The sequence below is a fragment of the Paenibacillus sp. FSL L8-0708 genome, assembly GCF_038009325.1.
Classification (GTDB): Bacteria; Bacillota; Bacilli; order Paenibacillales; family Paenibacillaceae; genus Paenibacillus_AQ; species Paenibacillus_AQ odorifer.
On sequence record NZ_JBBPBC010000001.1, the window covers coordinates 6,212,819 to 6,239,264 of the forward strand.

General features: G+C 44.5%; 22 protein-coding genes and 1 tRNA gene. 3 read left to right on the forward strand and 20 right to left on the reverse strand.

All coding sequences use genetic code 11. The features are described from left to right. Positions 1-32: 32 nt before the first annotated feature. From NYE58_RS29295 to NYE58_RS29370, 16 genes are all read right to left on the reverse strand, one after another. Entirely contained in the window at positions 33-1,058 is a 1,026-nt protein-coding gene (locus NYE58_RS29295) for a copper amine oxidase N-terminal domain-containing protein (RefSeq protein WP_341003694.1), read from the reverse strand. Positions 1,059-1,060: 2 nt separating this feature from the next. Beyond that, complete coding sequence (locus NYE58_RS29300) at positions 1,061-1,783, reverse strand: hypothetical protein (protein WP_076219872.1); 723 nt, start codon at positions 1,781-1,783, stop codon at positions 1,061-1,063. A 23-nt stretch (positions 1,784-1,806) separates the two neighbouring features. Further along, complete coding sequence (locus NYE58_RS29305; protein WP_076277506.1) at positions 1,807-3,639, reverse strand: polysaccharide biosynthesis protein; 1,833 nt, start codon at positions 3,637-3,639, stop codon at positions 1,807-1,809. Between the two features lie 41 nt (positions 3,640-3,680). After that, positions 3,681-4,367 (reverse strand): CpsD/CapB family tyrosine-protein kinase, encoded by a 687-nt coding sequence (locus NYE58_RS29310; RefSeq protein ID WP_076277507.1) that lies wholly within the window; start codon positions 4,365-4,367, stop codon positions 3,681-3,683. Further along, positions 4,348-5,127 (reverse strand): YveK family protein, encoded by a 780-nt coding sequence (locus NYE58_RS29315; protein ID WP_076277508.1) that lies wholly within the window; start codon positions 5,125-5,127, stop codon positions 4,348-4,350. Before NYE58_RS29315 ends, NYE58_RS29310 begins: the two co-directional genes overlap by 20 nt. A gap of 119 nt (positions 5,128-5,246) precedes the next feature. Beyond that, on the reverse strand, positions 5,247-7,223 hold the full coding sequence (locus tag NYE58_RS29320) for an S-layer homology domain-containing protein (protein ID WP_341003698.1): 1,977 nt from the start codon (positions 7,221-7,223) through the stop codon (positions 5,247-5,249). A 135-nt stretch (positions 7,224-7,358) separates the two neighbouring features. Beyond that, complete coding sequence (locus tag NYE58_RS29325; protein ID WP_076277510.1) at positions 7,359-8,141, reverse strand: tyrosine-protein phosphatase; 783 nt, start codon at positions 8,139-8,141, stop codon at positions 7,359-7,361. Between the two features lie 102 nt (positions 8,142-8,243). Continuing rightward, on the reverse strand, positions 8,244-8,912 hold the full coding sequence (gene yihA, locus NYE58_RS29330) for a ribosome biogenesis GTP-binding protein YihA/YsxC (protein WP_076277511.1): 669 nt from the start codon (positions 8,910-8,912) through the stop codon (positions 8,244-8,246). Between the two features lie 12 nt (positions 8,913-8,924). Beyond that, positions 8,925-11,288 (reverse strand): endopeptidase La, encoded by a 2,364-nt coding sequence (gene lon, locus NYE58_RS29335; protein ID WP_341003701.1) that lies wholly within the window; start codon positions 11,286-11,288, stop codon positions 8,925-8,927. Positions 11,289-11,522: 234 nt separating this feature from the next. Beyond that, positions 11,523-13,232, reverse strand: coding sequence for an ATP-dependent protease LonB (gene lonB, locus NYE58_RS29340; RefSeq protein WP_038573063.1), 1,710 nt, complete (start codon positions 13,230-13,232; stop codon positions 11,523-11,525). A 186-nt stretch (positions 13,233-13,418) separates the two neighbouring features. Continuing rightward, positions 13,419-14,114: a BlaI/MecI/CopY family transcriptional regulator gene (locus tag NYE58_RS29345; RefSeq protein ID WP_341003704.1), complete on the reverse strand. Its 696-nt coding sequence runs from the start codon at positions 14,112-14,114 to the stop codon at positions 13,419-13,421. A gap of 201 nt (positions 14,115-14,315) precedes the next feature. Continuing rightward, entirely contained in the window at positions 14,316-15,443 is a 1,128-nt protein-coding gene (gene ispG, locus NYE58_RS29350) for a flavodoxin-dependent (E)-4-hydroxy-3-methylbut-2-enyl-diphosphate synthase (protein WP_036685055.1), read from the reverse strand. Between the two features lie 112 nt (positions 15,444-15,555). Next, entirely contained in the window at positions 15,556-16,812 is a 1,257-nt protein-coding gene (gene clpX, locus NYE58_RS29355) for an ATP-dependent protease ATP-binding subunit ClpX (protein ID WP_036685052.1), read from the reverse strand. A 12-nt stretch (positions 16,813-16,824) separates the two neighbouring features. After that, positions 16,825-17,415 (reverse strand): ATP-dependent Clp endopeptidase proteolytic subunit ClpP, encoded by a 591-nt coding sequence (gene clpP / locus NYE58_RS29360; protein WP_076129430.1) that lies wholly within the window; start codon positions 17,413-17,415, stop codon positions 16,825-16,827. Between the two features lie 385 nt (positions 17,416-17,800). Continuing rightward, the gene (tig, locus tag NYE58_RS29365; protein ID WP_036685045.1) at positions 17,801-19,135 is read right to left on the reverse strand and encodes a trigger factor; all 1,335 of its coding nucleotides are present in this window, start codon (positions 19,133-19,135) and stop codon (positions 17,801-17,803) included. 98 nt (positions 19,136-19,233) lie between these two features. Further along, a complete protein-coding gene (locus tag NYE58_RS29370) occupies positions 19,234-20,079 on the reverse strand; it encodes a hypothetical protein (protein ID WP_036685042.1) in 846 nt (281 codons plus the stop codon). 279 nt (positions 20,080-20,358) lie between these two features. Here NYE58_RS29370 and NYE58_RS29375 point away from each other — a divergent pair. Further along, positions 20,359-20,432 (forward strand) — tRNA-Arg (locus tag NYE58_RS29375). A 608-nt stretch (positions 20,433-21,040) separates the two neighbouring features. On the opposite strand, the gene pstA is transcribed toward NYE58_RS29375, so the two are convergent. The 4 genes from pstA to NYE58_RS29395 form a co-directional block, all read right to left on the reverse strand. Beyond that, positions 21,041-21,868 carry a phosphate ABC transporter permease PstA gene (gene pstA, locus NYE58_RS29380; protein ID WP_341004312.1) on the reverse strand — a complete coding sequence of 276 codons (828 nt, stop codon included), beginning with the start codon at positions 21,866-21,868 and terminating at the stop codon, positions 21,041-21,043. Between the two features lie 50 nt (positions 21,869-21,918). Next, positions 21,919-22,866 carry a phosphate ABC transporter permease subunit PstC gene (pstC, locus tag NYE58_RS29385; RefSeq protein ID WP_036685038.1) on the reverse strand — a complete coding sequence of 316 codons (948 nt, stop codon included), beginning with the start codon at positions 22,864-22,866 and terminating at the stop codon, positions 21,919-21,921. A gap of 82 nt (positions 22,867-22,948) precedes the next feature. After that, positions 22,949-23,809, reverse strand: coding sequence for a phosphate ABC transporter substrate-binding protein (locus tag NYE58_RS29390; protein ID WP_038573065.1), 861 nt, complete (start codon positions 23,807-23,809; stop codon positions 22,949-22,951). Between the two features lie 54 nt (positions 23,810-23,863). Next, complete coding sequence (locus tag NYE58_RS29395) at positions 23,864-25,300, reverse strand: stalk domain-containing protein (RefSeq protein WP_076220484.1); 1,437 nt, start codon at positions 25,298-25,300, stop codon at positions 23,864-23,866. Between the two features lie 441 nt (positions 25,301-25,741). Here NYE58_RS29395 and NYE58_RS29400 point away from each other — a divergent pair, with 441 nt between their 5' ends. Both NYE58_RS29400 and NYE58_RS29405 read left to right on the forward strand, forming a co-directional pair. After that, positions 25,742-25,933, forward strand: a complete 192-nt coding sequence (locus NYE58_RS29400; protein ID WP_341003708.1) for a hypothetical protein — start codon at positions 25,742-25,744, stop codon at positions 25,931-25,933. Positions 25,934-25,958: 25 nt separating this feature from the next. Beyond that, positions 25,959-26,240 carry a hypothetical protein gene (locus NYE58_RS29405; RefSeq protein ID WP_341003711.1) on the forward strand — a complete coding sequence of 94 codons (282 nt, stop codon included), beginning with the start codon at positions 25,959-25,961 and terminating at the stop codon, positions 26,238-26,240. Positions 26,241-26,446 lie beyond the last annotated feature (206 nt).

Below are 26,446 nucleotides of genomic sequence, written 5' to 3' on the forward strand. Positions count from 1 at the left end.
TCGTCTCTAATTCAATAGCACTTAACAGCTAATTAATCCGCCATTCCCGCGGCCAGATCTTTCCCTAACTGCAACTGCGATTCAAATTCACTTTTATATTTACCAATAATTTCTGTACTGTAGCCATTACTGTTCAGTTTTTGTTCAGCATCAGTGACTATACTATTAAAGCTAGCAGTAAATGAGGCTAGTTGTTGTACCCCTTTAGCTTTAATACTTTTCTTACTAGCTTCATCTGTTGCTCCTATATACTCAAACGCAATATTCATTAATGTCGATTGGCTTTGATTTTTAAGTGCAGTAAGCTTAGCTTCTGTATCACTGGTGATAGTTTCATATGAAACCTTTCCAGTTTCCGCAGAACCCCCTCCCGCTGCGTCAGTTGTATCCGTTGGTGCTGGTGTTGCTACTGGAGATAGATCCTTACCATTGTTACCTGTTGAACCATTATTGGATTGCTCTTGATAAGCCTTGGAAGCAGCAGTAATGGTCTTCGTCTTCTGATCCCAGCTAATGTTATGACCTACAGATTCCGATAAAAAACGAAGGGGCACATATAAGGACCCATTCAGGATGAAGCTGGATTGACCTGCAGGCAAAGCCTTGGTTGAACCGTTAAATACATAACTTGCCTTAACTTGATTGAGGACAATATTCTTCGATGCTACTGAAGTACTATTCCCGTTCGTTGCATTCATTAGGTATTCTTTAATCACAACTAGTTCTGAACTGCTAGGCTCTGCTACGGTAACTTTAACGTTTTTAGCATCCCAAGCTACACTTTTCTGCAAGGCATATGACATAAACCGCAGTGGAATATACGTTGTATTGTTGTACATGAATACATACTGACCTGCGGGTGGCTGAATACTCACGCCGTCAAAAATCAAATTCACATTAATACTTTGTACTTTAATCGTAGTAGTTGCAGTCTTAGTCGTTGCATTTGGCACCACCGCAGCTGCCGATACTGATATAGGTGCGGATGCTGTTAATGGCGCTAAACCAATTGAAGCAATTAATGATAAAGCTACTACTGGTAGTGTTACTTTAGACATGCTTATTCACTTCCCTTTTCTTCCGCTTTTAATTGTTCTTCTTCGGCAATGATTTGGTCACGTGTTTTCCCTTGACTAACTCCGTACTTCTTAGCAATCTGAGAAAGCTCATTGTATTGCTCTGCGGATACTTTATCTAGAATAATACTTCGCGCTTCCCGTTTCTCATCAAGGGTCAACCCGCCAGATGCCAATTCCTTGAGCCTCTTAATATCTGCTACACTTAATTGTCCTAATACAATGGAGGCCACATCTGCCTTCTCTTTCACAGTGACATTATCTTGAATTTTCTTCGCCTTATCCGCAGAAATCTGAGCTGTATAGCCTTCGTCAGTACTGTTAGAAACTTCTTTGGAAGGTTCGATAGATGGTTGTATTGTTATAGTTGGAGTTGCTTGAGTTTTGTTGTTCCCCTTTTTTTGGCTAGCTATAGGAGGATTAGTTGCCCCAACTTCGGTAGATCCGTTTAGAGGCTCTACCACAGGCATTGGAGTCTCAACAGGTTCACTAAAAGTACTAACAGGAGTAGCTGTCGGTGTTGAGTCCACTACCTCTTCAACTCGAACATCGGTAACTGTATCTTCCGATTCTAAGTCTAATCCCTCCGCCATGGAGTTCATCAGCTTATCCACAGCATAATTAGCAGCGAATAATCCACCTACACCCAGTACAACAAGGACTGATAGTGTCCAAATTAATATCTTCTTCCATCTTTTATTGAACATTGGGTATCCCCCATTTGAATTAATTAGCTAATTGCAGCTTGAGCAACTGGTTGCATGGGTACAATCTGATCAATGACCTCTCGTATTACTTCCGCATCCTCCGCTAGCACACGTTCCAAACGTTTAAATTCCAGTTCCATCTGATTCTGACTGATCACATTAGGTCTGCCAATAAAGATTCGACCGTGATGTGTAGAATCTAGATTCTCTTCATCGGTGAGCAATTCTTCATATAACTTCTCACCTTCCCGAATGCCTGAGAACTGAATGTCAATGTCCGCATATGGCTCATATCCAGACAAAGTAATTAAATCCTCTGCCAGTGTCAGAATCTTTACAGGTTCTCCCATATCTAATATGAAGACTTCGCCACCTTTAGCAAAGGAACCCGATTGGATTACTAACTGTACAGCTTCTGGTATTGTCATAAAGTAACGTACCATCTCAGGATGGGTAACCGTGACCGGTCCACCAGCTTCAATTTGCTTCTTAAATGCTGGTATTACGCTTCCTCTACTACCAAGTACATTTCCAAAACGCACCGCTGAGAACTTAGTCTCACTCGTTGTATCCAAACTCTGAACATACATCTCAGCAATTCTTTTAGTCGCACCCATTACACTAGTTGGATTAACCGCTTTGTCTGAAGAGATCATTACAAATCTTTCAGCTCCGTATTTATCTGCACAATCCGCAACATTTTTTGTACCAAAAACATTATTTTTAATGGCTTCCGAAGGATTCCGCTCCATTAAGGGAACGTGTTTATGTGCTGCTGCGTGAAAGACAACATGCGGTCTATGGCTACGGAAAACGTCCATCATGCGATTACGGTCTTGCACATCTGCTATCACCGTAACTATATTTAAATCAGGGAATTTTTTACGCAGCTCCATTTCGATCGTGTAGATACTGTTCTCTCCGTGTCCAAGAAGCAATAACTTCTCCGGTGCGAAAGGTGAGATTTGACGACATAACTCCGAGCCGATAGATCCACCAGCTCCTGTAACTAATACAGTTCTATTATGCACATAACTAAGAATACCGTTTAGATCAGCTACGACAGGTTCACGCCCCAGTAAATCCTCCACACTGACATCCCGCAGCTTCTTTACAGATATTTTTCCAGCAATCAGATCATTTAGTGCTGGAATAATCTTAAGTTTAGCTCCTGTCTTCTTCGCAAGATTAATGATCTCAGAAATCTCAGTACGTGAAACGGAAGGCATCGCAATTATAATCTCATGGATTCCGCGTTCTTTCACGATAGCAGGAATTGCGTAACGGTTACCCAACACTGGAATACCCATTATTGTCATATGAAATTTGTTCATGCTGTCATCAATAAAGCCTACTAACTTGGTATGGGCAAAAGAGGGTCCCATCATTTCTCTGGCAATCAATATTCCACAATCCCCTGCCCCGACAATAAGCGTCTGGGTCTGCGTGTCCTTGTAATTGATCCGATCATTACGAAATACTCTCCACAAAAAGCGAACTCCGCCCACTAGGACAAGGGTCGCCTCCATGGCTTGCACCTCCACCCCAAGTGGTACACGTGCAGGTAGGATAAAGAAAGCCAGAGCGTAAGCAATCCCCCCACCTACTATGCTAGCTTTAAGAATGGAAATAATCTCGCCAATACTGGCATATTGCCACATTCTCCGGTACAAACCGAAATAAATTAGACTCCCCCCAAATGAAACCGTTGAAATCAATCCAAATTGCAACATTTGAATTACATACTCTTGGGGAAAGTTATCATAGAATCGGAACATATAAGATGTCACAATACTGAACCAAATGATCGCAAGATCAATGAAGAATAAAAGAACCACTCTAGATTTCGCTGTCATTTTCAGTGCCTCCAAAAATAACATTTTTAATTATGAATAAATCAATTTCCATAGTAGTAGTAATAGTACCCTTCACTAGCTTTACGTTTTACATTATTGAGAACAACGCCGAGCATTTTTGCACCTACACGATCTAGATTAGCTTTAGCTTTTACTGCGATATCGCGTTTCACCTTACCATAGCTGACAACCATAATAACGCCATCACTCTTCGAGGCCACAATTTGTGCATCCGTAACCGCTAATAATGGTGGAGTATCAATAAGAATGACATCATACCGCTGACGCAAGTCCTGTAAAAGAGTGCTCATCCGATTAGATGCCATCATTTCCGCCGGATTTGGCGGGATTGGTCCTGAGGTCATGATTGAAAGATTATTAACGCCGGACTCTTGGACAGTGTCCTCGAGAACTGCTTGTTGAGACAGTAGGGAGGATAAACCAAAACGGTTACTTAGTGTAAAAGTCTTATGTGCCGTCGGCTTCCGCAAATCGGCGTCAATCAACAACACTCTTTTATCTGCTTGTGCATATGCTGCCGCCAGGTTAGCAGATACCGTAGATTTACCTTCTTCCGGTCCGGATGAAGTGACCATAATCACTTGAATAGTCTGATCTATGGAAGAAAAATCAATATTCGTGCGCAATGCGCGAAACGCTTCAGAGACAGGAGAGCGTGGGTTCGTAACGGTGATCAGATGGCGTTGTTTATTTGGAAGCTGTGACATGTTCGAGGTCCCCCGCCTTTCTGGATGATTGTTTCTGTGTTTGTGCGGCACCTTGTTTGCTTTCGTCTTGCCCCAATCTTGTAATCATAGCTATGGTAGGCAATCCAAGATACTTTTCAATATCAGCTTCTGTCTTTAGGGTGTCATCCATATATTCCAGTAGGAAGGCAATCCCTAATCCAATCATTAAAGAAACGATAAAAGCAATAGCCATGTTCAGTAAAACATTCGGTTCTACCGGCCCTGGCTCAACAGTTGGATTCACTTTAGCTTCATTCAGAATCGATACATTTTCCACATTAAATAGACTTGGAATTTCTTCCTTGAACACAAGTGAAATGGCATTCACGATTTCAGCAGCCCGCTGATAAGAATTATCTCGAACGACAAGTGTCATCACCTGCGTATTATTTACGGAACTCACATTAACCTTTTTCAATAGCTCTTCCGCAGTAATATTGAATTGCGGATAATCCTTTGTAACAATATCAAGGATGGCCGGAGTCTTAATAATTTCCTTATACGTATTAATTAATTGAATATTGGTATTAATCTGGTTTAAGTCAAGCTGCCCCGCCGCTGACTGCGTCGGTGTTTGGTTAACGATAATTTTCGTAGATGCCTCATATACTGGGTTTTTAATATACAGACTATATACACCAGCAATACCACACACCAATACAACTATGCTGAAAATCAGCCATAGTCTCTTCCTGACGATCTGAAAATAATCGCGAAGATCCAATTCTTGTGATGACAAGTGAAATTACCCCCAAGCTATTTCTGAAATATTTCGATGCCTGTTCAAATCTTCCCTATTTGCAAAAAAAGCGCCTCCTCTCACCTACATGAGAGGAGGCTGTTTACTATAAGTTTTATTTACTTGAAGTTAATAGTACGGTAGATAATTACTGCTGCTTCAGCGCGGGTAGCTGTATCGTTCGGGTTGAACTTACCAGCATTTCCGATAACCAGGTTGTGGCTTGCTGCAAACGCTACGCCATCTCTTAGGGATGCGCTGATCTTAGCAGCATCGGAGAATTTGCTGATTGCAGTAGAATCCGTTTTTGCATCAGGATTGATAGATTTCAACGCACGGGAGATCATTGTTGCCATTTCTGCACGTGTAATAGTTGCATTAGGATCAAATTTAGCCGCACTGCGTCCAGTAATAATCCCTTTTTCTGCTGCAACAGCTACATATGGTGCATACCAAGCAGTTGAACTTACATCGCTAAAGCTTTGTACAGCAGAGTTGTTTTCCAGGTTAAGCGCACGAATCAGCATTTTGGAGAACTCAGCACGAGTTACATTGCTCTTCGGTGCAAATTTACCTGCTCCGACACCTTCAATCGCGCCTTTAGCAGCTACGACTTGAATTTGTCTACCAGCCCATGCTTGTACAGTAGCAATATCATTAAAGGATACTTTATTCTCAAGTACTGCGTAAGAAGAGAATGTATCACGTGGTTCTACGATGAATTCTCCATCAAGAACTCCGCCTTGGAATTGCAGGTTGCCGTATACAAGTTTACCAACGGAAAGCAATTCTTTATCAAGACCATCAGTATTCTTAAGTGGTAGTTTGATAGTAATTGGTTGTTTAAATGTGCTTTGTACTACACCGTTCACACTAAGTGTGAATTCATACACATCCGAAGCCAATTTCAGTTTGGTAACGGAAGTTACAACTTCTGGTTTAGCTGTAGTTACTGTCAATGAAATCGCTGTGCTGAATTGGCTTACAGGAATCGTTACAGTTACACCGTTGAAAGTAATTGCAATATTTGCAATACCTCTAGCTTTTGCAGCTTCAATAATAGCTTGGGAAAGTGGAACTTCAACTGTAGTAGCATTTACTGTTCCCAGATTCAGGGTCAAAGTAAGACCAGTTTTACCAGGGTTCGCTGCAACCAGCTTATCAAATTCTTTAATTACATCAGCATCAACCAATTTCACAGTTGCTTTACCATCAACAATACTTACAAGTTTGGATACATCATAGATTCCTGGAGTTTGAACAGGAGCTACAGGCGTTGTAACACTTCCACTTCCATTTCCGCTTCCACTGTTACCATTACCGTTACCATCGCTAAATCCATAGGCTTTAACGTAAGCAACAGCAAGTGATTTTGCCGCAGGTTTCGCGGATTTAATCGTATTGTTCAGGTTTTTCAGTGTTTGCTTCACATCATTAGCAGTAACTCCAAGCTTGTCCAACGCTTGGCTTACTGTAAGTGCTCCTGTTCCTGTTGTGTGGCTCAATACTTTTGCAATAGCTTCATCCAACAAAGTATCGTAACCAGATTCAGAAGTAAGAATTGCCAACAAATCTGCCGATGACTTGCTGCCTACCAGTGCACGAAGTTCTGTTTCAATGCTGCTCAAGAATTCAGCAACACTATCAACAGTAAGTCCAGGCACACCTGCTTTAGTTGCAATTTTGCTCACCAAAGCAATATTTTTGTCATTGTTACGGATAACTTGGATTCCAGAGAAGTCATTGCCATAGACGTCGTAGACTACACTAGTAACGCTTTGGAACAATTTAAGAGATGTTGTCTTTTCTTCTGGCTCCAAAGCAAGCTTATCCAGAATTGGAGCAAAAATCTTTTCGAAAGTCGCCTCATCCAGCGCTGCAACCTCAGTCTTCAAATTGTAGAGATAAACTGCATCTGTTGCGGACAATTGTTTGTAAACAGCAAGAACTTTTTCCTTAACTGCGGTACTGCTACTAACTGTAGCCGCAGATGCTGTACCTACCGCACCAAGGCTACCCAGCGGAAGACCCGCTACGGATGCTGCTACCATACTTGCTGCTAATGTTGATACTACTAGTTTCTTTTTCAAAGTCACTAAATATCCACCTCTTCTTATGTAATAAAATATTGTACTACCATAGACCTAGAACCATTCGCCCAAATGCTACACTATTGCGTTTAGCATTAAATCACCCAATAAAACCCATTCTACCACTATTAGGTAGATTAGTCAGCCCTTTCGGAAAAAAAATCCAAACAATTTTTGTCGGTTTCTCCTTGTTTGTACGTGTTTTCCATGAATAACCTCGCCATTGGTCATAATTTGCTGAGCATTGCCGCAAACATAGTCGCGCAGCTCAGGGCCTAGTTCTTTCTCCATAACCACATAAGCAGCGTTTAATCCAAACGGACGATGAACACTGTCATGTGCATCAGAGGCCAATACATGTACTGCATTTCTACGGCATAGCTCCAGTGACAGCTTCTGAAGCTTATTCCCGAAAACGCCTGCAAGACTCTGTGCGGTTACCTGCCCTAGTGATCCTAGCTCTATCAATCTCTCTAGTTTAGAAGGATCAGCAGCTATTTCAGCATTGCGTTCCGGATGAGCGATGACCGGAACGAAACCTTGAATGATCAGCTCGTGGCAGATTTCTTCCATGTTACGTGGTACTCGTGATGAAGGCATTTCCAGTAAAATATACCGCGAATCTGCAAGACTCAGCAATTCCCCCCGCTCCAGATCATTCAGCAGATCACCGTAGATACGGATCTCTTGACCTGGAAGAACAAGCAGTGGATTACCAGCCTGACGAAGTCTTTCGTTCATCAGCTCCACAGCTTCTCTAATCTTGGGGGCGTTATTCATATATTGACCGTTGGCGTGATGTGGCGTGGCGATGACTGAAGTAATCCCTTCTCTGTGGGCGTCTTGCGCCATGGCAAGAGCGGCTTCCCAATCAGAGGCTCCGTCATCCAAAAAGGGTAAGATGTGGCAATGAATATCTATCATATGTTATCTATCGGTCCTTTTCCATAGAAATTTTAGTTTTAAACAAAAAAATACAACCATTCGTACTAGGAATGGTTGCTTGATTGTAAATGAGTTCTTATCTTACGCTTCGGTTGAATCCTCTTGCTGAGATTCATTTGCTATCATTTCAGCATCCTCTGAATCCGGAGATTCATTCTCAGAAGGGCGAATATACCCATCGATTAAGCCCCAAAGCTCGTCTTTGCCGAGACCAATTTCCGAGGAAAATGGAATAAAATTATCCCCTGGCAGCACGCCCAGCTCCTGCTTCATGGTCTTGATATGCTTTTGCCAGCGCGTCTTCGGAATTTTATCCGCTTTGGTCGCTACAACACACATTGGAAGATCGTAATGCTTCAACCAATCGAACATCATCTTATCATTGCTGGTAGGTGAATGCCGCAGGTCCACAATAAGCAGAACAAGCTTCAACGTATCGCGCTCAGAGAGGTATTTTTCAACCATTTTACCCCATACCGCGCGTTGCGTCTTGGAAACCTTGGCATACCCGTAACCTGGAAAGTCAACAAAATACATGCTGTCTTCATTGATACGGTAATAGTTCATGTGTTGTGTCTTACCAGGCGTGGAGCTTGTCCGAGCCAGATTCTTACGGTTAATCATTCGGTTAATGAGGGAAGACTTCCCCACATTGGAACGCCCTGCCAGAGCAACCTCTGGCAAGGAATCATCAGGGTACTGATCAGGGCCAACGGCACTGATAATAAATTCGGCAATATTAACTTTCATAGGACTTCCTTTCTAATGCACACTACTCGGTGGCTCACTGCTAATTTCATTATGATGCTCAACTAACGCATGATGCAAGACCTGATCCATATTAGATACTGATACGAACTCAACATCATTACGTACGCTCTCAGGAATATCTTTCAAATCCCGTTCATTGTCTTTGGGAAGAAGGATCTTTTTATATCCAGCTCGGTGAGCCGCAAGGGATTTCTCTTTCAATCCACCAATTGGCAGTACACGTCCCCGCAAGGTGATTTCACCTGTCATCGCCACATCCTTCGAAACATAACGTTTCGTGAGCGCGGAGATCAATGCGGTTGCAATCGTAATCCCTGCAGACGGACCATCCTTCGGAATTGCACCTTCCGGAATATGGATATGAATATCAATCTTCTCATAAAAATCGGGCTGGAGGCCCAGCTCCTCCGCCTTCGAACGAGTATAGCTGAATGCGGCCTGTGCCGACTCTTTCATTACGTCGCCAAGCTGTCCGGTAAGGGTTAGTTTACCTGTTCCCTGCACAACCGTAACTTCGATCAGCAATGTATCACCGCCAACCTCAGTCCAAGCCAGCCCAGTGACCGTACCGATCTGATCTTCAAGCTCGGCCATACCGTAACGATATTTGGAAGCCCCAAGATAATCCTTGATGTCGTCAGGAAGAATGACCACTTTCTCTTTTTCCTCAGACACGATTTGTTTCGCAGCTTTGCGGCATAATGCTGCAATCTGCTGTTCCAAATTACGAACACCGGATTCACGGGTATATTCGCGGACAATGCGTAATAAACTATCGTCTTCGATAATCAGTTGATCTTCTGCAAGACCGTGGTTTTTCTTCTGCTTAGGCAATAGATAACGGCTGCCGATTTGCAGTTTCTCCAGTTCCGTATATCCCGGAATGAACAACATTTCCATTCGATCCAGCAAAGGACGCGGAATATTATGCACTACGTTGGCTGTTGTTACAAACATTACGTTCGACAAGTCGAACGGCAGCTCTACAAAATGATCACTAAACGTGTTGTTTTGTTCTGGATCCAACACCTCAAGCAGCGCTGAAGATGGATCTCCACGGAAATCCGCAGCCATCTTATCGATTTCATCCAATAGGATAACCGGATTAATCGTACCCGCCGTCTTCATGCCTTGGATAATCCGGCCCGGCATCGCACCTACATAAGTCCGTCGATGACCTCGAATCTCCGCCTCATCACGTACACCGCCTAGCGAGATACGGACGAACTTGCGGTTGAGCGAGCGGGCGATGGAACGAGCCAGTGAGGTTTTCCCCACCCCTGGAGGACCTACAAGACATAAAATCGGACCCTTAAGCTTCTTAACCAACTGCTGAACGGCCAAATATTCCAATACCCGTTCCTTCGGTTTTTCCAAACCGTAGTGATCCTCATCAAGTACCTGCTCGGCCTTTTTGATGTCAAGATCATCCTCTGTCTGTTCACTCCAAGGGAGACTGAGCAGCCAATCTACATAGTTGCGAATAACGCCGCCTTCCGCAGAGCTGACTGGCATTTTTTCCAGACGGTCGATTTCTTTCTCCATCTTTTCTTTCACGCGTTCCGGAACATTTTTCTCTTCCATTAGCGTCCGCAGCTCTTCCGCTTCTCCTACCCGGCCTTCCTTCTCACCGAGTTCTTTCTGGATCGCTTTCATTTGCTCACGCAAATAATATTCCTTCTGCGTCTTTTCCATCTGCTTTTTGACACGTTGATTGATCTTACGTTCAAGCTCCAGCACTTCACGCTCATTATTAAGAATATCAAGAAGCTTCTCCAGCCGTTTACTGACATCAATTGTCTCGAGAATTTCTTGCTTATCCTTAATTTTTAGCGATAAATGACTCGTAATGACATCCGCAAGTCGACCAGGCTCTTCTATATCGGATACAGCAGCGAGGGTCTCTGGGGTCACTTTTTTGGATAACGTAATATAGTGTTCGAACTGATTGAGTACTGTACGCATCAGCGCGTCACATTCTTGATCGCTATCTTCATCTTCCGGCAGCTCACGCGCCATAACCTCATAGTACTCATCATTATCGATATAATTAATAATTTCGGCCCGTTCTACACCTTCAACCAGTACACGTATCGTACCGTTTGGAAGCTTCAGCATTTGCCGCACATTGGCAACAGTACCGACCCGAAAAATATCGTCCTGACCTGGCTCTTCAATATTCACTTCCGACTGGGAACAAAGAAGAATCAAATTATCTTCAACCATAGCTTTCTCTAACGCCCGAACTGACTTCTCACGGCCCACATCCAAGTGAAGAACCATGCTTGGGTACACAAGAAGCCCTCTTAGCGGCAATAAAGGAAAACGACGACCTTTTGTTTTATTTGTCATCATCGCTTTCGCACCTCCCATGGCTCTCAATTAATCTCATATGCATTCATTCTAACAAAAGCAGCCCCAAAACACCAACAGAGTCCTTAGATTTCAAGAAGAACCGACTTGCTTTTCCTTAAATAGAGACAACGTTTCTTGTAGCATTTAAAAAGGAAGCAGCAGAATTGCCTGCAGCCTCCTTTATTTTACAGCGACAAATCTCACCTTATTCTTCGAATTAGGGATCAATTTAGTTTAACCCTTTGCAGATTCACCAGCCGCATCGGCCTTCAGGAGTGAAGGTGCAGCGGAGAACAGCTCTCCAGCAACTGCAGGCAACCTTACATCTGCTGTATCGGCACCAAACAGATGACGGAACACCTCTTCTACTGTTTCCATTGGAATAACGCGTAATGGCGCGAGGTCAGCGAAGAGAGACTGCCAGTTTTCTTTTGGAATAAGCACTGTAGTGGCACCAGCTTGAAAAGCAGCTTCTACTTTGGCAATTACACCGCCCACTGGCTTAACTCGACCATGGATGCCTATCTCACCTGTGATCGCTACCGTGTTATCCACGGGAAGTCCACGAATAGCGGAGACAATTGCTACTGCCATCGCAACTCCAGCAGAAGGTCCGTCAATCGGTGTACCCCCTGGGAAATTCACATGTAGATCATAACGATCGGGCTCCAGATTCATCGTACGTAGTACAGTCAATACATTCTCAACCGAACCCTTTGCCATACTTTTTCGCCGAATCGTGCGGGAGCCTCCACCGATCTCTTCTTCATCCACCACACCGGTTACGTTCAGTCTGCCTTGGCCGTTCACAGCAGGCGCTGCGGAAACTTCGATTTCGAGCAGAGTCCCCATCCCCGGCCCATACACGGCAAGACCATTGACTAATCCAATCTGCGGTGCCGAAGGAATCTTGCGTTCCGTACGCAGCGGAAGCTGGCTACTACCTGCTACCCATTCTACATCAGCAGCATTTAGTGTATCTCTCTGCTCTGTTAAGGCTAACCCAGCAGCCAGTTGAATCATATTAACTGCTTCCCGGCCGTTGGTTGCATACTGTTGCACCACAGTGACTGCTTCCGGACTTGGTTTAAGCCCAATTTTCTGTATCGCGTCACGCGCGATGACGGCAATCTCATCCGGCAGCAGCGGGCGGAAATAAATCTCCATGCAGCGCGAACGCAGCGCAGGTGAAATCTCATCCGGAGAGCGCGTAGTAGCGCCAACTAGCCGGAAATCAGCAGGCAATCCATTTTGAAAAATATCATGAATATAAGCCGGAGTATTATTATCCTCCGAATTATAATAAGCGCTCTCTAGCAGGACCTTCCGGTCTTCAAGCACTTTAAGCAGCTTATTCATCTGAATAGGGTGAAGCTCTCCTATCTCATCCAGAAAAAGAATCCCGCCATGCGCCTTAGTGACCGCGCCCGGTTTCGGCTGTGGCACACCCGCCACACCCATGGCCCCTGCACCTTGATAAATAGGATCATGCACAGAGCCGATCAACGGGTCAGCAATACCACGCTCATCAAAACGAGCGGTAGTGGCGTCAATCTCTGTGAATTTGGCGTCACTTTTAAAAGGAGAAAGCACATTCTTTTTCGCCTCTTCCATGACAACACGCGCTGCCGCAGTCTTGCCCACTCCCGGCGGACCATAAATAATCACATGCTGCGGATTAGCGCTGCAAAGTGCGGCTTTCAGGGCGCGCAGCCCATCTTTTTGCCCGACAATATCTCCAATAGAAGCCGGACGTGTTTTCTCCGACAATGGTTTAGTTAATGTAATCATCCGCATTTTCCGTAACTTGTCCAGTTCCTTGCGCGACTCTCGTTCTACCGCTGTCTTATTTGTCTTCTGACCCCGCAGCAGATTCCAAAAGTATACGCCGATAACCAGCGCGAAAAAGAGCTGCACGATCATCACAACTATACTTAATTCCATAGGTCATCCTCCTGTTTCGTTCAGTCTACCTTTCCACCCTTGGCTACTATTAGGTAGTATAGCCGTTTCGGTAATTAGTAAACGCGAATTTGAGGATTTGTTGAATTGTTGCAGTAGGATAGACTCTGATAATTAACTATAAGGGCATTAATGAGTATGGGGAGTACGAATGTAGCTTAGATAATATTAAAAAAAGGAGATTGTTGAGGAGGTTGGAGAGGAAGGAATGCGGAGGAGTGAGGAGTTATACTCAACATTTTTGACGCCGATTCCCCTCTTCACAAGAGTAAGCCAGCCTTTTTCACAGAGATTCTTTAGCATCATGCGTACTGTTTTGGGATCTAGCGTGAAATAATCAGCGACTTCTTTAGGGCGTATCACCCCAGCTTGACGCATCACTAAACGCATGATTTCCTTCTCAGCGATTAGCAGTCTGCCACGCGGTGCATCTACAATTTGGTAGCGGCTTAGCGCCAAACGCAGCAGTGTAACACATAACTCAGGGCGCTGTTCAACATCATCATAGGCAAATGAAAATACTTGATAACCCATTCCGTACAGAAAAGTTTCACGATTTAGCTCATTACAAGACTTCAGCCTATCCATGTCTCTTACATGAGCTACATACCCTTTGATCTCAAACAAAAGCTTGATCGGCCCCGGCAAAAAAGCAAAATCAGCAAAATAAGCTCGTCTTTGTAAATCCAGCACCTCATACTCCGGATGAAGATCATTGAATTCACCACAAAGCGGCCACCAGACATTCTGCAAAAATAATTTCTCGGCGTGGCCATGACCTCTCTCCAGCCTCCCCCGACGTTCGCCCGTTCTGCTTGCAAGATGCTGCGCAATAAATTTTTCATGGGCTTGTTCATAGTTCATGTTTACTCATCCCTTCCTCCAAAATGGAAATAAACGCAAAAAAAACGCCCCATGAGCCCCGGATATACCGGAACTGCACAGGACGTTCTTCGCCACTTAGATCACTACTTACCTAACGTCGCCCAAAATTACTATACGATGCTAAGAAGTGTTTATAATATTATGAGATTGAAAATTCTTATAAATACCATTCAGACCAAGTTACTTCGACTGCACCGGAGGTGCAAGGTTAGCGTGGGCGCGGCCCGGGATTTCGCCCGTTGCCTCGTAAGCCACCACAATCGCATCAATTTCCTTCTTCAGCTCGTTTACGAGTTCAGCTTCAGGCACTTTACGGATCATTTGTCCGTAGCGGAAAAGCAAACCTTCCCCACGAGCGCCAGCAATACCGATATCTGCTTCACGTGCTTCACCAGGACCGTTAACAGCACAGCCAAGGACGGAAACTTTAATAGGCACCTTAAGCTTCGAAATGTATTCTTCCACCTCATTAGCGATGGAGAAAAGATCGATATCCAGCCGTCCGCAAGTCGGACAAGAGATCAGCGTCGCCGCGTTAGAGATCAGACCAAACGTCTTCAGCAGCTCACGCGCCACCTTAACCTCTTCAACCGGATCGGCACTAAGCGAGATACGCAGTGTGCTGCCGATGCCCATAGAGAGCAATGCACCAATACCTGCGGAACTCTTCACTGTACCAGCAAATAATGTGCCAGATTCTGTAATGCCCAAGTGCAGCGGATAAGGGATGACTTCCGCAGCCTGACGGTAAGCTTCGATGGCCATTGGCACATCGGATGCTTTTAGAGAAACGATAATGTCGTGGAAATCCAGTTCCTCCAGAATCCCAATATGGTATAACGCACTTTCTACCATAGCTTCTGGGGTTGGGTATCCGTATTTTTCCAAAAGGTGATTCTCCAAAGAACCAGCGTTTACACCAATCCGAATCGGAATTCCTTTTTCTTTACATGCTTTAACTACCGCTTCTACCTTTTCGCGACGACCAATGTTCCCCGGATTAATCCGTACCTTATCGATGCCGTTCTCAATAGCCATCAACGCTAGCTTATAGTTGAAATGAATATCCGCTACGAGTGGGATATGAATCTGTTTCTTGATCTCCTTGATTGCGGCAGCCGCCTCTTCATTGTTGACAGTTACGCGTACTAGCTGGCAGCCTGCTTCCTCAAGCCGCAATATTTCAGCTACAGTAGCCTCCACATCAGCGGTTTTGGTTGTACACATGCTTTGAATCGCAACCTCGTTGTTTCCCCCAATAATGAGCCCGCCAACATTGACAGGACGGGTTTGGTGTCTCAAGAACATGATTTTTCTCCCCCATAACGCCAAAGCTCCACCCCTTCGCTCCCGCTAATGTGAAGCGGGATAAGCGGAAGAAAGGTGGAGACTGTGACATGTATTGTTAAGGAAAAGCGGCTTACGCGCTTTCCTCTTTCTTCTTGTCTTTCTTAAGGTTGAGCTCAGGCAAAGCTTTCTCCTGAACGACCTGTTCCGTGATCACACAATCCTTAATATCATCGCGTGAAGGAACTTCATACATCACATCGAGCATGATGCTCTCAATAATCGCGCGCAGTCCACGGGCTCCCGTATTACGTTTGATCGCTTCCTTGGCAATTGCTTCGAGTGCCAATGGTTCGAACTTCAACGCTACGTTGTCCATTTCCAGCAGCTTGATATATTGTTTAGTGAGTGCATTTTTAGGCTCGGAAAGGATACGTACAAGCGTATTCTCATCAAGCGGCTCCAAAGTCGAGATGACTGGCAGACGGCCTACAAATTCAGGAATAAGACCGAATTTGAGCAAATCTTCAGGCAATACCATCGACAAATATTCACCAGGCTTAAGATCCTTTTGTCCTTCAACTGCTGCGTTGAAGCCAATGATTTTTTTACCGATACGGCGTTTAATCATTTGCTCCAGACCGTCAAAGGCACCGCCAACGATGAACAGGATGTTCGTCGTGTCGATCTGAATAAACTCCTGATGAGGATGCTTACGTCCGCCCTGCGGAGGCACAGAAGCAACAGTTCCTTCCAGAATCTTCAGAAGCGCTTGCTGTACACCTTCGCCGGAAACGTCACGAGTAATGGACGGATTCTCGGATTTACGTGCTACTTTATCAATTTCATCAATATAGATAATGCCGCGTTCGGCTTTCTCCACATCGTAATCTGCAGCTTGAATGAGTTTGAGCAGAATGTTCTCAACATCCTCGCCGACATAACCAGCTTCCGTTAAGGAAGTAGCGTCTGCAATAGCAAAAGGAACGTTGATAATCTTCGCCATCGTTTGTGCTAACAAGGTTTTACCAGAACCTGTTGGACCGAGCAAAAGGATATTACTCTTCGTCAGCTCAACATCTTCGATCTTGCTTTGGCTGTTCACACGCTTGTAGTGGTTATAAACCGCTACAGAAAGAGATTTCTTCGCTTGCTCTTGACCGATTACATATTGATCCAAAATATCGCGAATTTCCTTTGGTTTTGGAATGTCCTTCAGATCAAGCTCTTCCTCATGACCGAGCTCTTCTTCCACAATTTCCGTGCAAAGCTCGATACATTCGTCACATATATAAACGCCCGGTCCTGCTACAAGCTTACGAACCTGCTCTTGTGATTTACCGCAAAAAGAACATTTCAATTGCCCTTTTTCATCATTAAATTTAAACATCTAACCACCCCTTTAAGATTTCATCGGTGAAGAAAGAACCTGGTCAATAAGCCCATATTCCTTGGCTTCTTCCGCGCTCATGAAGTTATCGCGGTCTGTGTCCCGTTCGATTTTTTCAAGGGGCTGACCTGTGCGATCTACATAAATTTGATTCAGCTTCTGTCTCGTCTTGAGGATCCAGTCAGTGTGAATCCAAATATCAGACGCTTGACCTTGAACACCGCCGAGCGGTTGATGAATCATAACTTCGCTGTTGGTCAGCGCATATCTTTTGCCCGGCGCCCCAGCTGTTAGAAGGAGCGATCCCATGCTTGCTGCCATCCCTACACAAATGGTTGAAACATCCGGTTTGATATATTGCATCGTATCGTATATACCCATGCCGGCTGTTACTGAACCACCGGGTGAGTTGAGGTACAAGTGAATGTCCTTCTCGGGATCATCTGCTGCCAAAAACAGCAATTGAGCAATAACCAGATTGGCGACATCATCGTCAATCGCACTGCTTAAGAAAATGATGCGATCCTTGAGCAATCTGGAATAGATATCGTACGAACGTTCTCCACGACTTGTTGATTCCACAACCATTGGTACCAGACTCATGCCACCAACCTCTTTTCTCTGTACAGATTAGTCTTATCGTTTCAGAAATATTTTAACACGTTCACGGCGCGATGTCATTTTTTCACCACAGTGAACAGTCCGCTGCTTGTGAATTGTGACGTTACCGCCCCTATTACCTTATTGCCATACGTTCATACGGATACCTATGTAGTCACATATATTTGCGGCCGAGGATAAAAATAAGGCACGTAACGAAACTTACGTGCCTTATCATATCTGTATGGAGGCCGTGTAACTGGCCGTTCTAGGTAGTGTCAAGCTAAAACGCCTTTGGCGTCCTTTTAAGGACGGTAAGCGTTTATGCGAGAATTATAAGAATAAAGTATAAAGTGAAACTTATACCTTCTTATAATTTTAAAATATCCTACTCAGCTTTAGTGTCTTCAGCAGCTGGTGCTTCTTCTACTGCTTCAACTTCTACACTATTGCTAACAAGGAAATCAATGGTTTTACGCAACGAAAGCTCTTCGCTCAAGCTGCCCAGTGAACCGTTAGCTGCCAAGATACTGCGGATTTCTTCTGGAGTACGTTTGTAAGCTTCAGCCATAGTAGCCAACTCTTCGTTAACTTCTTCTTCGGAAACTTCAATGTTCTCTTGTTTTGCGATAACTTCCAATACCAGGTTGTTGCGAACGCGTTTTTCAGCATCGCCTTTCATTTGGTTCTGCAAGTCTTCACGAGTTTGGCCGGAGAAGCTAAGGAACATATCCATGTTCATACCTTGTTGACGAAGACGAGTGTCGAAGTCACGAACCATATTCTCAACTTCACTGTTGATCATAGCTTCAGGGATTTCAACTTCAGCGTTAGCTGCTGCTTTATCAACAACTGCATTCTCACGAAGGCCTTTCAGTTCTTCCTCTTTACGGGATTCGAGCTGAGCCTTCAAATCTGCTTTGTACTCATCCAAAGTTTCGAATTCACTTACATCTTTAGCGAATTCATCATCCAATGCAGGAAGTTGTTTGCGTTTGATTTCGTGCAGCTTCACTTTGAATACTGCTTTTTTACCCGCAAGGTTCTCTGCATGGTATTCATCAGGGAAAGTAACTTCAACATCTTTGAAATCTCCAGTAGCCATTCCTACCACTTGCTCTTCGAATCCTGGAATGAAGGAGTTGCTGCCAAGCTCAAGAGAGTGACGTTCAGCTTTTCCGCCTTCAAACGGTACATCATCAACATATCCGTCAAAATCGATTACAGCGATGTCGCCGTTAGCTGCTGCTTCTTCTTCAACTACTACAAGCTCAGCATGACGTTCTTGCAGACGAGCAAGTTCAGCACTCAACTCTTCTTCAGTCACTTCAGCTTTTTGTACTGGAACTTCCAGACCTTTGTAATCGCCGAGCTTCACTTCAGGTTTAACCGTGATCTTCGCTTTGAAGATAAAGGATTGGCCTTTAGCAAATTGCTCAATATCAACTTCAGGACGGTCTACAGGGAAGATGTCAGTTTGTTCAACTGCTTCACCGTAAGCTTCAGGAAGAAGAATGTCGATTGCATCTTGGTACAAGCTTTCTACACCAAAACGGGATTCAAAGATCGGCCGAGGTACTTTACCTTTACGGAAGCCTGGTACGTTAGCTTTTTTAACGACTTTGTTAAAAGCTTTATCAAGTGCTGCTGTTACGCGTTCTGCGTCTACTTCTACTTCAAGAACTCCAAGGTTCTTCTCTATTTTTTCCCATGTTGCTTTCATATTATACTTTTCCCTCCAAAATATAGGTTCACAAGTTTACTTCAAATAATGATACAATCCACGCACAGAATAACCATTATATTATATACAACATTACTTTATTTATCAAGTAGAGAAGTCTTTACAAAACCCTTGAGAGCACGATAAGCTCCCTCAAATTGAAAGCGCATGCCGTCTGTGATGCCATACATTCCACGTGTCTCTTCCTCTTGTCGGGAGCCGTTTAAACTCTCAGAAACAAATTGGTGCAACGCTCCTGCCCAAATATCCAGCAAAACGTCTTCGCCTTCCAGCAATTTCCGATATTCATCCGACCCATAAATCGACATGATGAACTGGCCCCAGAGCTCTTGTGCAAAATAATACAGCGTAGGCTCATGCACCTCAGCCTGCCCGGCTACCCGCTCCAGCACATGACTCACCTGCGGAGGAAAATCCTCCGTCTGCAGTGGCACGCTCTCGATCTCTACAAGTACCTTTTCATGTCCGCGAATCAGCTTCACTGTTCCCTGCATCCCACGCCGCTTAAGCGTCTGCAAGGTCCGAAATTGCAGCAGTGGATGAACATTATCCCCCTGTAGCCAAGTGGTCAGCTCCTCGTCAACGCCGCCACCTTCCAGATAGGATAGCTGCTCTAGTGCAAGTATTGTCGCCTCAGACAGAGGCTCGTTCATCACCCGCTGCAGCAGCTTTTTGGGATACCCCGTATCCTCGTTCATTTTAGATTTGGCCAAAAAGCGGGCCATATCCTCTTCCCTTAAATCTTCGTCTTCGGGGTGAACAGCTCCCTCCGCATCTCCATTCTGGGACGCGTAAGGAAATGCCGTTTCGAGCCATTCCAGCAGGGACCGCCATTCCTCGTAATTTCGCTCTTCCTGTCCTTGACACTGCAGCAAAAAACGAAGCAGCTCCATCGCTTCCCCGTAGCGTTCACTTTCCAGCATCACCGTCAGCTGGATTTGATAATAGTCCAGTGTCTTGGGGAAAAGGACGATATTCTCTTTGGTGGCGGGGGAATCCGAATGTTTAATGAGGGCACCTCCTTATGTCTACTTATGTGAATGGAATCCTAACCATTATAAAAGTTATTAATACCTTAAGCTTCTTCCGAAACTTAATAATTGTAGATTATAGCATACCCCGTACTCTTTTTAAAAAACAGCTTGAAAAAAAACACCCCATATGATATGATAACTCCTGCTTGCTTTTCTGCCAGCAACCATGTCCCGGTAGCTCAGCTGGATAGAGCATGCGCCTTCTAAGCGCACGGTCGGGGGTTCGAATCCCTTCCGGGACGTCATATAGAAACAGCCTTCCTTCGGGAAGGCTGTTTCTGTGTTCAGGGGAGGGGTTGGGTGGAGCTCAGGGTTATGTGAAGCTTAGCAATCGTTGATCAGTTTTTATGAGTCAGTTCCACATCATCCCTCGCCGCATTAGAACATTACGGCTAATTTTCCGGAGAAACGCCGCTACATGCTATCTAATTGCATTTTCTGCAACTAAAAGTACCCTTTTACCTCCAAAACTCGCTTTAATTGCATTTCATACACTTATATTCTCAGATTTACGCCTAGAATGGCCTTTTCACCATTTTTAACTGCACAAAGTACAATTAAACCCAAACAAACCTATCCCCATCAAAAATAAGTGTATAAAGTGCAATTAAAAACCACTCATTACTCACCGACTATTACTCTTCACATTCCCATTTCTGATTTTTATATATGGGAACTTTTTTAGCTCTCTATAAGCGTGGCCAATCTAATTACTCAAAAGACACGCGCATTAGCAATTTTATCGATGGATGGAGCACCTTGTTTATTTAATCGGGAATAAAAAACTGTTCACGGCGTTTTCTTCCGCCGAGAGACAGTTTTTTATGCATGTTCTTCCTATATGAGCGAATCAGCGCCCTTTGCGGCGATTTCCGAGCCAGAGCGGAAAACGGAAGGCAAAGTTAATAAACAGAACTACAAATACGAGTACTGCCGCTGATTTGTCAGCGATTTGCCGCGCATCTTCTACAATTGCTTCGGATTGTACATACCAGAGATGCACTGCAAGGGTTTCACCCGGTGAGAACAGGTTAAAGTCCCACATTTCGCCCGAGGTACTGAGACCAGCGGTAAGGATAATAACCGCAGACTCCCCGAAGGCGCGTCCAGCAACGAGACAAATCCCAGTAACAATGGCTGACATTGCAACGGGTAGAACTACTGTGCGGATCACGTGGAATTTAGTCATGCCCAGTGCATATCCAGCTTCACGCATCTCCTCAGGAACAGCACGAACCGCTTCCTCCGTCACACGTGCAAGCATAGGCAGATTCAAAAGCGCCAAGCTTACCCCACCGCCAAGAATCGTCAGGCCGATCCCAAAATATTCAGCAAATATCGCAAGTCCAAGCATACCAAATACAATTGAAGGAACCGAAGAGAGAGCTTCTACACATATACGCAGGCCGCCTGTAAAAGCATTATCCGGAGCATACTCCGCCATATAAATCCCCGCACCTAAACCGATAGGGACGGAAATAAGCAGCGAGATGAACAAAATATAAAAAGAGTTGAAAAGTACAGGACCGATCCCGCCACCTACGTCAATCTCTTCAGGCTGTTTAATCAGGAAGTCAGGCCGCAGTGCTGGCAGACCTTTACTAAGAATCGTGAAGAGCAGCCAGAAGATTAGCAGCATAACTAAAGCCCCAAGCGTATAAAACCCTATAGTCGCCATCTTATTGCGTCTCTGAGCACGCGCTGTATGCTTTGTACTTGCGAATCCGTTCACGCTGCATCCCTCCTTTTTCTACCCAGCACGCGGATGATCAGAATCAGTACAAATGAAATCACCAGCAGAAGAAAGGCCATCATATGTAGGGCATAATTCCAGGTTGACTCAAACTCTACATTCGAGATTTGCATAACGATGTTACTAGTCAAGACCGAGGCAGGTGTAAATAAGGTTTTTGCCAACTGTGGTGTGTTTCCTATAACCATAACTACAGCCATTGTCTCCCCCACAGCACGAGTCATCCCGAGAATGACCGCGGAGATAATTCCTCTGCTAGCCGCAGGCAAAACAACACGCATAATAACTTGCAGACGGGTAGATCCAAGAGCGTACGCAGCATCCCGATATTTGCGAGGAACAGCGACAATTGCATCATCACTGATTCGGCAAATTGTTGGCAGGACCATTAATGCGAGCACGAGGGCCGCAGCCAGTAATCCATCGCCCAAGCTCTCCCCACTAACTCTACGAAGAAATGGAAGTAATACCGTTAAGCCTAAATAACCATATACTATAGAAGGAATACCAACGAGCAAATCGAGCACCGGGCGAATGAAGGTCTTCATCCACTTCGGAGCAATCTCCGCACAGAGCACGGCCATACCCACAGAAATAGGTACTGCGATCAGCAGGGTCAAAGCCGTCAGTGAAAGTGTATTTACAATGAAGGCAGCAGCCCCAAAGGAGTCCTCTTCAGGCGTCCAGTTAAAAGAAAAGAAAAAGTCCGCAGGCGAGAGATGACCAAACAGAAGCAGCGCCGTTTTGCCGATAAATAGAATTACAAGTCCAAGCACGAAGCAAAGTGCAAGAATGCTGAATAAGAAATAAAAGCGGAATAATCGGTTGCTAAACATATGTCTACTGTGACGTTTGGAGTTGGCGCTAACTTCTGTAACGCCCTCCTTAACCTTAGTTGCCAGGTTGTGGACTGGTGCCCCCATACTTTCCCTCCTGTAAGCGGCCAACCCCGTATCAAAATCGGGGCTGGCCGCTGTTACCGTTCAATATGATCTTCAGATGTTATTAACCCTTCATTGCTGCGATCGGAATGAATTTAAGCTTTTTCAGAGATCCTTGTTGGAACTTTTTGCTTTGTACGTATTCGATAAATTCTTTAGTTGCGCCAGTAGGTTGACCTTTAGTCATGTAGTAACCATAAGCCCAAATCTTATAAGAACCGTTAATTACGTTGTCTGTAGTAGCTGCGATACCGTTGTGTTTCACTGCTTTTACGTCGCCACTTACATAAACAAGGTCGATATAACCGATGGAGTTAGGAGTAGTTCCTACTGCTGTTTTCATGTCGCCGGATGAACCTGTTTCTTTGTAGTTCTTAGCTTTTTTAACGATATCTCCGCCATCCAAGGCTTTAGCTTGATAGTTAACGCGGGTACCAGAACCGAAAGAGCGAGTGATGACAACGATATCTGCATCTGCGCCGCCTACTTCTTTCCAGTTGGTGATTTTGCCAGCGAAAATGCCTTTAAGTTGTTCTGTTGTGAGGTTATCTACACCCACATTTTTGTTTACAATCGTTGCAAAAGGAATGACAGCTACTTTGTTCGCTACCTGTCCGTCAAAAGCTTTGAAGCCTGGTACGTCGATGCTAGCATCCCAGTCGCAAGCGCCGATATCAGCGATGCCTTTTTTCACAGCTTGTGGTCCAGTTACAGAACCTTTACCAGATGCTGCGATTTTTACTTTAGGGTGCAGCTTTTGGAATTCTTTTGCCGCTTGCAAGGTCAATGGAAGAAGTGCGGTTGAACCGTTAACGGTGATTTTGCCACTAAGTGAATCTGCTGCTGCTGCAATCCCTGCAAAAGATGCGGTTACCGCGATTACGGCTGTTAAAGCCGTTACTGTTAATTTCTTGAAGATTTTCATTGTACTATTTTCTCCTCTCGGCTCTAGGCCGTTAAAATATGTTTGGGATAATCATTATTTAGTCAGTTGCAGCCCTTTACCGCCTTGGATAACCCATACGCTGTCGCCGCTCACAATCGCAAGCTTGCTTCCGTCTTTAGATACAGATACTTCAGATACATCTTCAGCCGTACGGAACAGTTCGGTCTTTGCACCACTACCATCGATAGAATAGATCACTGTGCTTCCGTCTGCCGTAGTACCTGCCACTACCAAACCATTGCTAACGCCAGTGGACCAATTCACTTCGATATCAAGTGCAATATTAGTGCTGGTTGCGTCCGCTTTTACAAGCTTTAGGGTATTCTTCGCATTGCCGTCTGCATCTGCGCTCAGGTATGCCACATTTCCATCAGCCAAAATCTCTGGATAAAGCTTGTTATCTGCTGTGGTTGTTAATGCAGCTGGTTTAGCATCTTTTGTAGCCAGATCAAGCTTATAAAGCTGCTCTCCTGCCGAGCTGAAGTCTACCGTAAGAGAATCTTCTGTGCTGTCTGCATCATTTTTAGCAACACCCGTCAAATTAACGATATAAACGGCGCTTTTTTCGTCAGCAGAAATGCGCAGTTCAGATTTATTCTCAACCTTGTCAGCCAATACGGATTTAACATCACCAGTCTCTACTGAGATTTTAGCGATTTTTTCTTGCTTGTCTCCTTGGATGAAATAAATGCTTTTCCCATCTTTGGACCAAACCAGATCTGTCTTCACGCTATTGTCGGTGCCTAGTGTTTTAACAGCTCCGCTAGACAAGTTAATCAGATTCAGCAAACCTTTCTCATCATTAAAAGCTCCCCACTGTTGATCCGGCGATACTGCAAAGTCCACCGCACTGTCATTTGACGAAAACACTTCATAGTTACCTGGTTCTGTACTGAATTTGATAAGCTGAGTAGTTTCAGCATCACTTTTGTTCGCAATCAGGTTACCAGCTGCCGTCCAGTGCAAAGTATCAAACAATCCTTCCGGACGTGCAAAGCTCAAAATCGTGCTAGCATCAGCGTCCAGCTCTCCACCTAATGCAATAACTAACTTAGTCAGCTCTACATAGGTTTTACCGTTATAAAACACTGGAGCCACTGTGAACGATTCGGAATTACCATCTACTTGATAGCTCTTTGAGCCTGTTTTGAGTTGCACATTATGTAGTCCTTTGCTGTCGTTAAGTTCAAACCCGCTTGTTCCCAGTACTACCTTAGCCCCAATTTCACCAGCTACCTGAGTCAGCGAGTAAAGCTTGTAACCACTGCTGTTAATGGTGTTAAACACAATCGGCGTTCCGTTTACATTCCAAGTAGTTGTACCTTCTTTAACTGCTGTAACAGCAGCGACTTGATTGGTAGCTACAGATTTTACATTACTGCCGGTGCTAGCTGCAGATACACTTCCAACGCCTACTGTTGCAAGAAGTGCTGAAGCCAACGTTGCGCTAATCCATTTACTGTTTTTCAATTAGATTCACCCTTTTCGTATAGGTAACTGCTAATGTCATTTTCGTCTACAATTGTCAATTCTGTTGCAGAGGAATGTAATGGAAATATTAACTAGTATTCTTTTTTTAAAAAAATCAGGTATATTAGCTCATTTAACAATTTTCTTGCTCTAAACCAAATGAACTAAAGAGCAAAAACAGCCTCTTTTCGTAAAAAGGTGCTTGGTGTGGCTACCTTATTTAGTTGGAGAATTGTTTGGGATTTAGTGTGATGTAGGGACTAGTTTGAGATTGCAGGCGGGTGGGGGAAGCTTGTTGCTGAGGTCGATGGGCACGGTGAGTATATGTGGAGTTCGCTTGGGCGCGTGGGGAAGCTTGTTGAGGAGGTCGCTGGGCACGTGGAGTATATGTGGAGTTCGCTTGGGCGCGTGGGGAAGCTTGTTGAGGAGGTCGCTAGGCACGTGGAGTATATGTGGAGTTCGCTTGGGCGCGTGGGGAAGCTTGTTGAGGAGGTCGCTGGGCACGGTGAGTATATGTGGAGTTCGCTTGGGCGCATGAGGGAAACTTGTTACTGGGGAGAGTCTGCTATCAATTATGTGGCTGCTGCTTACGATTTAAAAACTAACTGGTCTGTTGAGGTGCGTTCTGCGTAAGGGTCATCGTAGGAGATTCGGCTGATTGTACGGGATTTATACCGTTCTTTTGCTAAATTTAGCGGGATTGGGCTCATTGTGCGGGATTTATACCGTTCTTTTACTGACTTCAGCAAGAATGAGCTCACTGTACGGGATTTATACCGTTCTTTTGCTAAATTTAGCGGGATTGGGTACATTGTGCGGGATTTATACCGTTCTTTTGCTGACTTCAGCAAGAATGAGCTCATTGTACGGGATTTATACCGTTCTTTTGCTTGATTTATCTAAATCATGCCTATTTAGTGGCATTTATGCCCTTCTTTAGTCTGGTTTAGGTAAGCCCGTGCTATTTTGAGGCATATATGCCTCTCTTTTAGCTGATTTAAGTGGATCGACGCTATTTAGTGGCACTTTTGCCTTTTATTCAGATCATCTCTATATACATAGTAAAAGGACATGTTGAATTAACAAACGTCAATCGGGATTAAGCTAATACTGTGGGATACCTTTGTATAAAATATATGGTTTACA

What these genes read in the sequence shown, in the direction of transcription:
- pstC (WP_036685038.1), bottom strand. Translation starts at nt 22,866, where the DNA reads ATGGGGGCACCAGTCCACAACCTGGCAACTAAGGTTAAGGAGGGCGTT.
- clpP (WP_076129430.1), bottom strand. Translation starts at nt 17,415, where the DNA reads ATGAGTCTGGTACCAATGGTTGTGGAATCAACAAGTCGTGGAGAACGT.
- NYE58_RS29370 (WP_036685042.1), bottom strand. Translation starts at nt 20,079, where the DNA reads ATGCTGGAAAGTGAACGCTACGGGGAAGCGATGGAGCTGCTTCGTTTT.
- NYE58_RS29295 (WP_341003694.1), bottom strand. Translation starts at nt 1,058, where the DNA reads ATGTCTAAAGTAACACTACCAGTAGTAGCTTTATCATTAATTGCTTCA.
- NYE58_RS29390 (WP_038573065.1), bottom strand. Translation starts at nt 23,809, where the DNA reads ATGAAAATCTTCAAGAAATTAACAGTAACGGCTTTAACAGCCGTAATC.
- clpX (WP_036685052.1), bottom strand. Translation starts at nt 16,812, where the DNA reads ATGTTTAAATTTAATGATGAAAAAGGGCAATTGAAATGTTCTTTTTGC.
- tig (WP_036685045.1), bottom strand. Translation starts at nt 19,135, where the DNA reads ATGAAAGCAACATGGGAAAAAATAGAGAAGAACCTTGGAGTTCTTGAA.
- NYE58_RS29310 (WP_076277507.1), bottom strand. Translation starts at nt 4,367, where the DNA reads ATGTCACAGCTTCCAAATAAACAACGCCATCTGATCACCGTTACGAAC.
- yihA (WP_076277511.1), bottom strand. Translation starts at nt 8,912, where the DNA reads ATGAAAGTTAATATTGCCGAATTTATTATCAGTGCCGTTGGCCCTGAT.
- lonB (WP_038573063.1), bottom strand. Translation starts at nt 13,232, where the DNA reads ATGGAATTAAGTATAGTTGTGATGATCGTGCAGCTCTTTTTCGCGCTG.
- NYE58_RS29305 (WP_076277506.1), bottom strand. Translation starts at nt 3,639, where the DNA reads ATGACAGCGAAATCTAGAGTGGTTCTTTTATTCTTCATTGATCTTGCG.
- lon (WP_341003701.1), bottom strand. Translation starts at nt 11,288, where the DNA reads ATGATGACAAATAAAACAAAAGGTCGTCGTTTTCCTTTATTGCCGCTA.
- NYE58_RS29325 (WP_076277510.1), bottom strand. Translation starts at nt 8,141, where the DNA reads ATGATAGATATTCATTGCCACATCTTACCCTTTTTGGATGACGGAGCC.
- ispG (WP_036685055.1), bottom strand. Translation starts at nt 15,443, where the DNA reads ATGTTCTTGAGACACCAAACCCGTCCTGTCAATGTTGGCGGGCTCATT.
- pstA (WP_341004312.1), bottom strand. Translation starts at nt 21,868, where the DNA reads ATGGCGACTATAGGGTTTTATACGCTTGGGGCTTTAGTTATGCTGCTA.
- NYE58_RS29345 (WP_341003704.1), bottom strand. Translation starts at nt 14,114, where the DNA reads ATGAACTATGAACAAGCCCATGAAAAATTTATTGCGCAGCATCTTGCA.
- NYE58_RS29300 (WP_076219872.1), bottom strand. Translation starts at nt 1,783, where the DNA reads ATGTTCAATAAAAGATGGAAGAAGATATTAATTTGGACACTATCAGTC.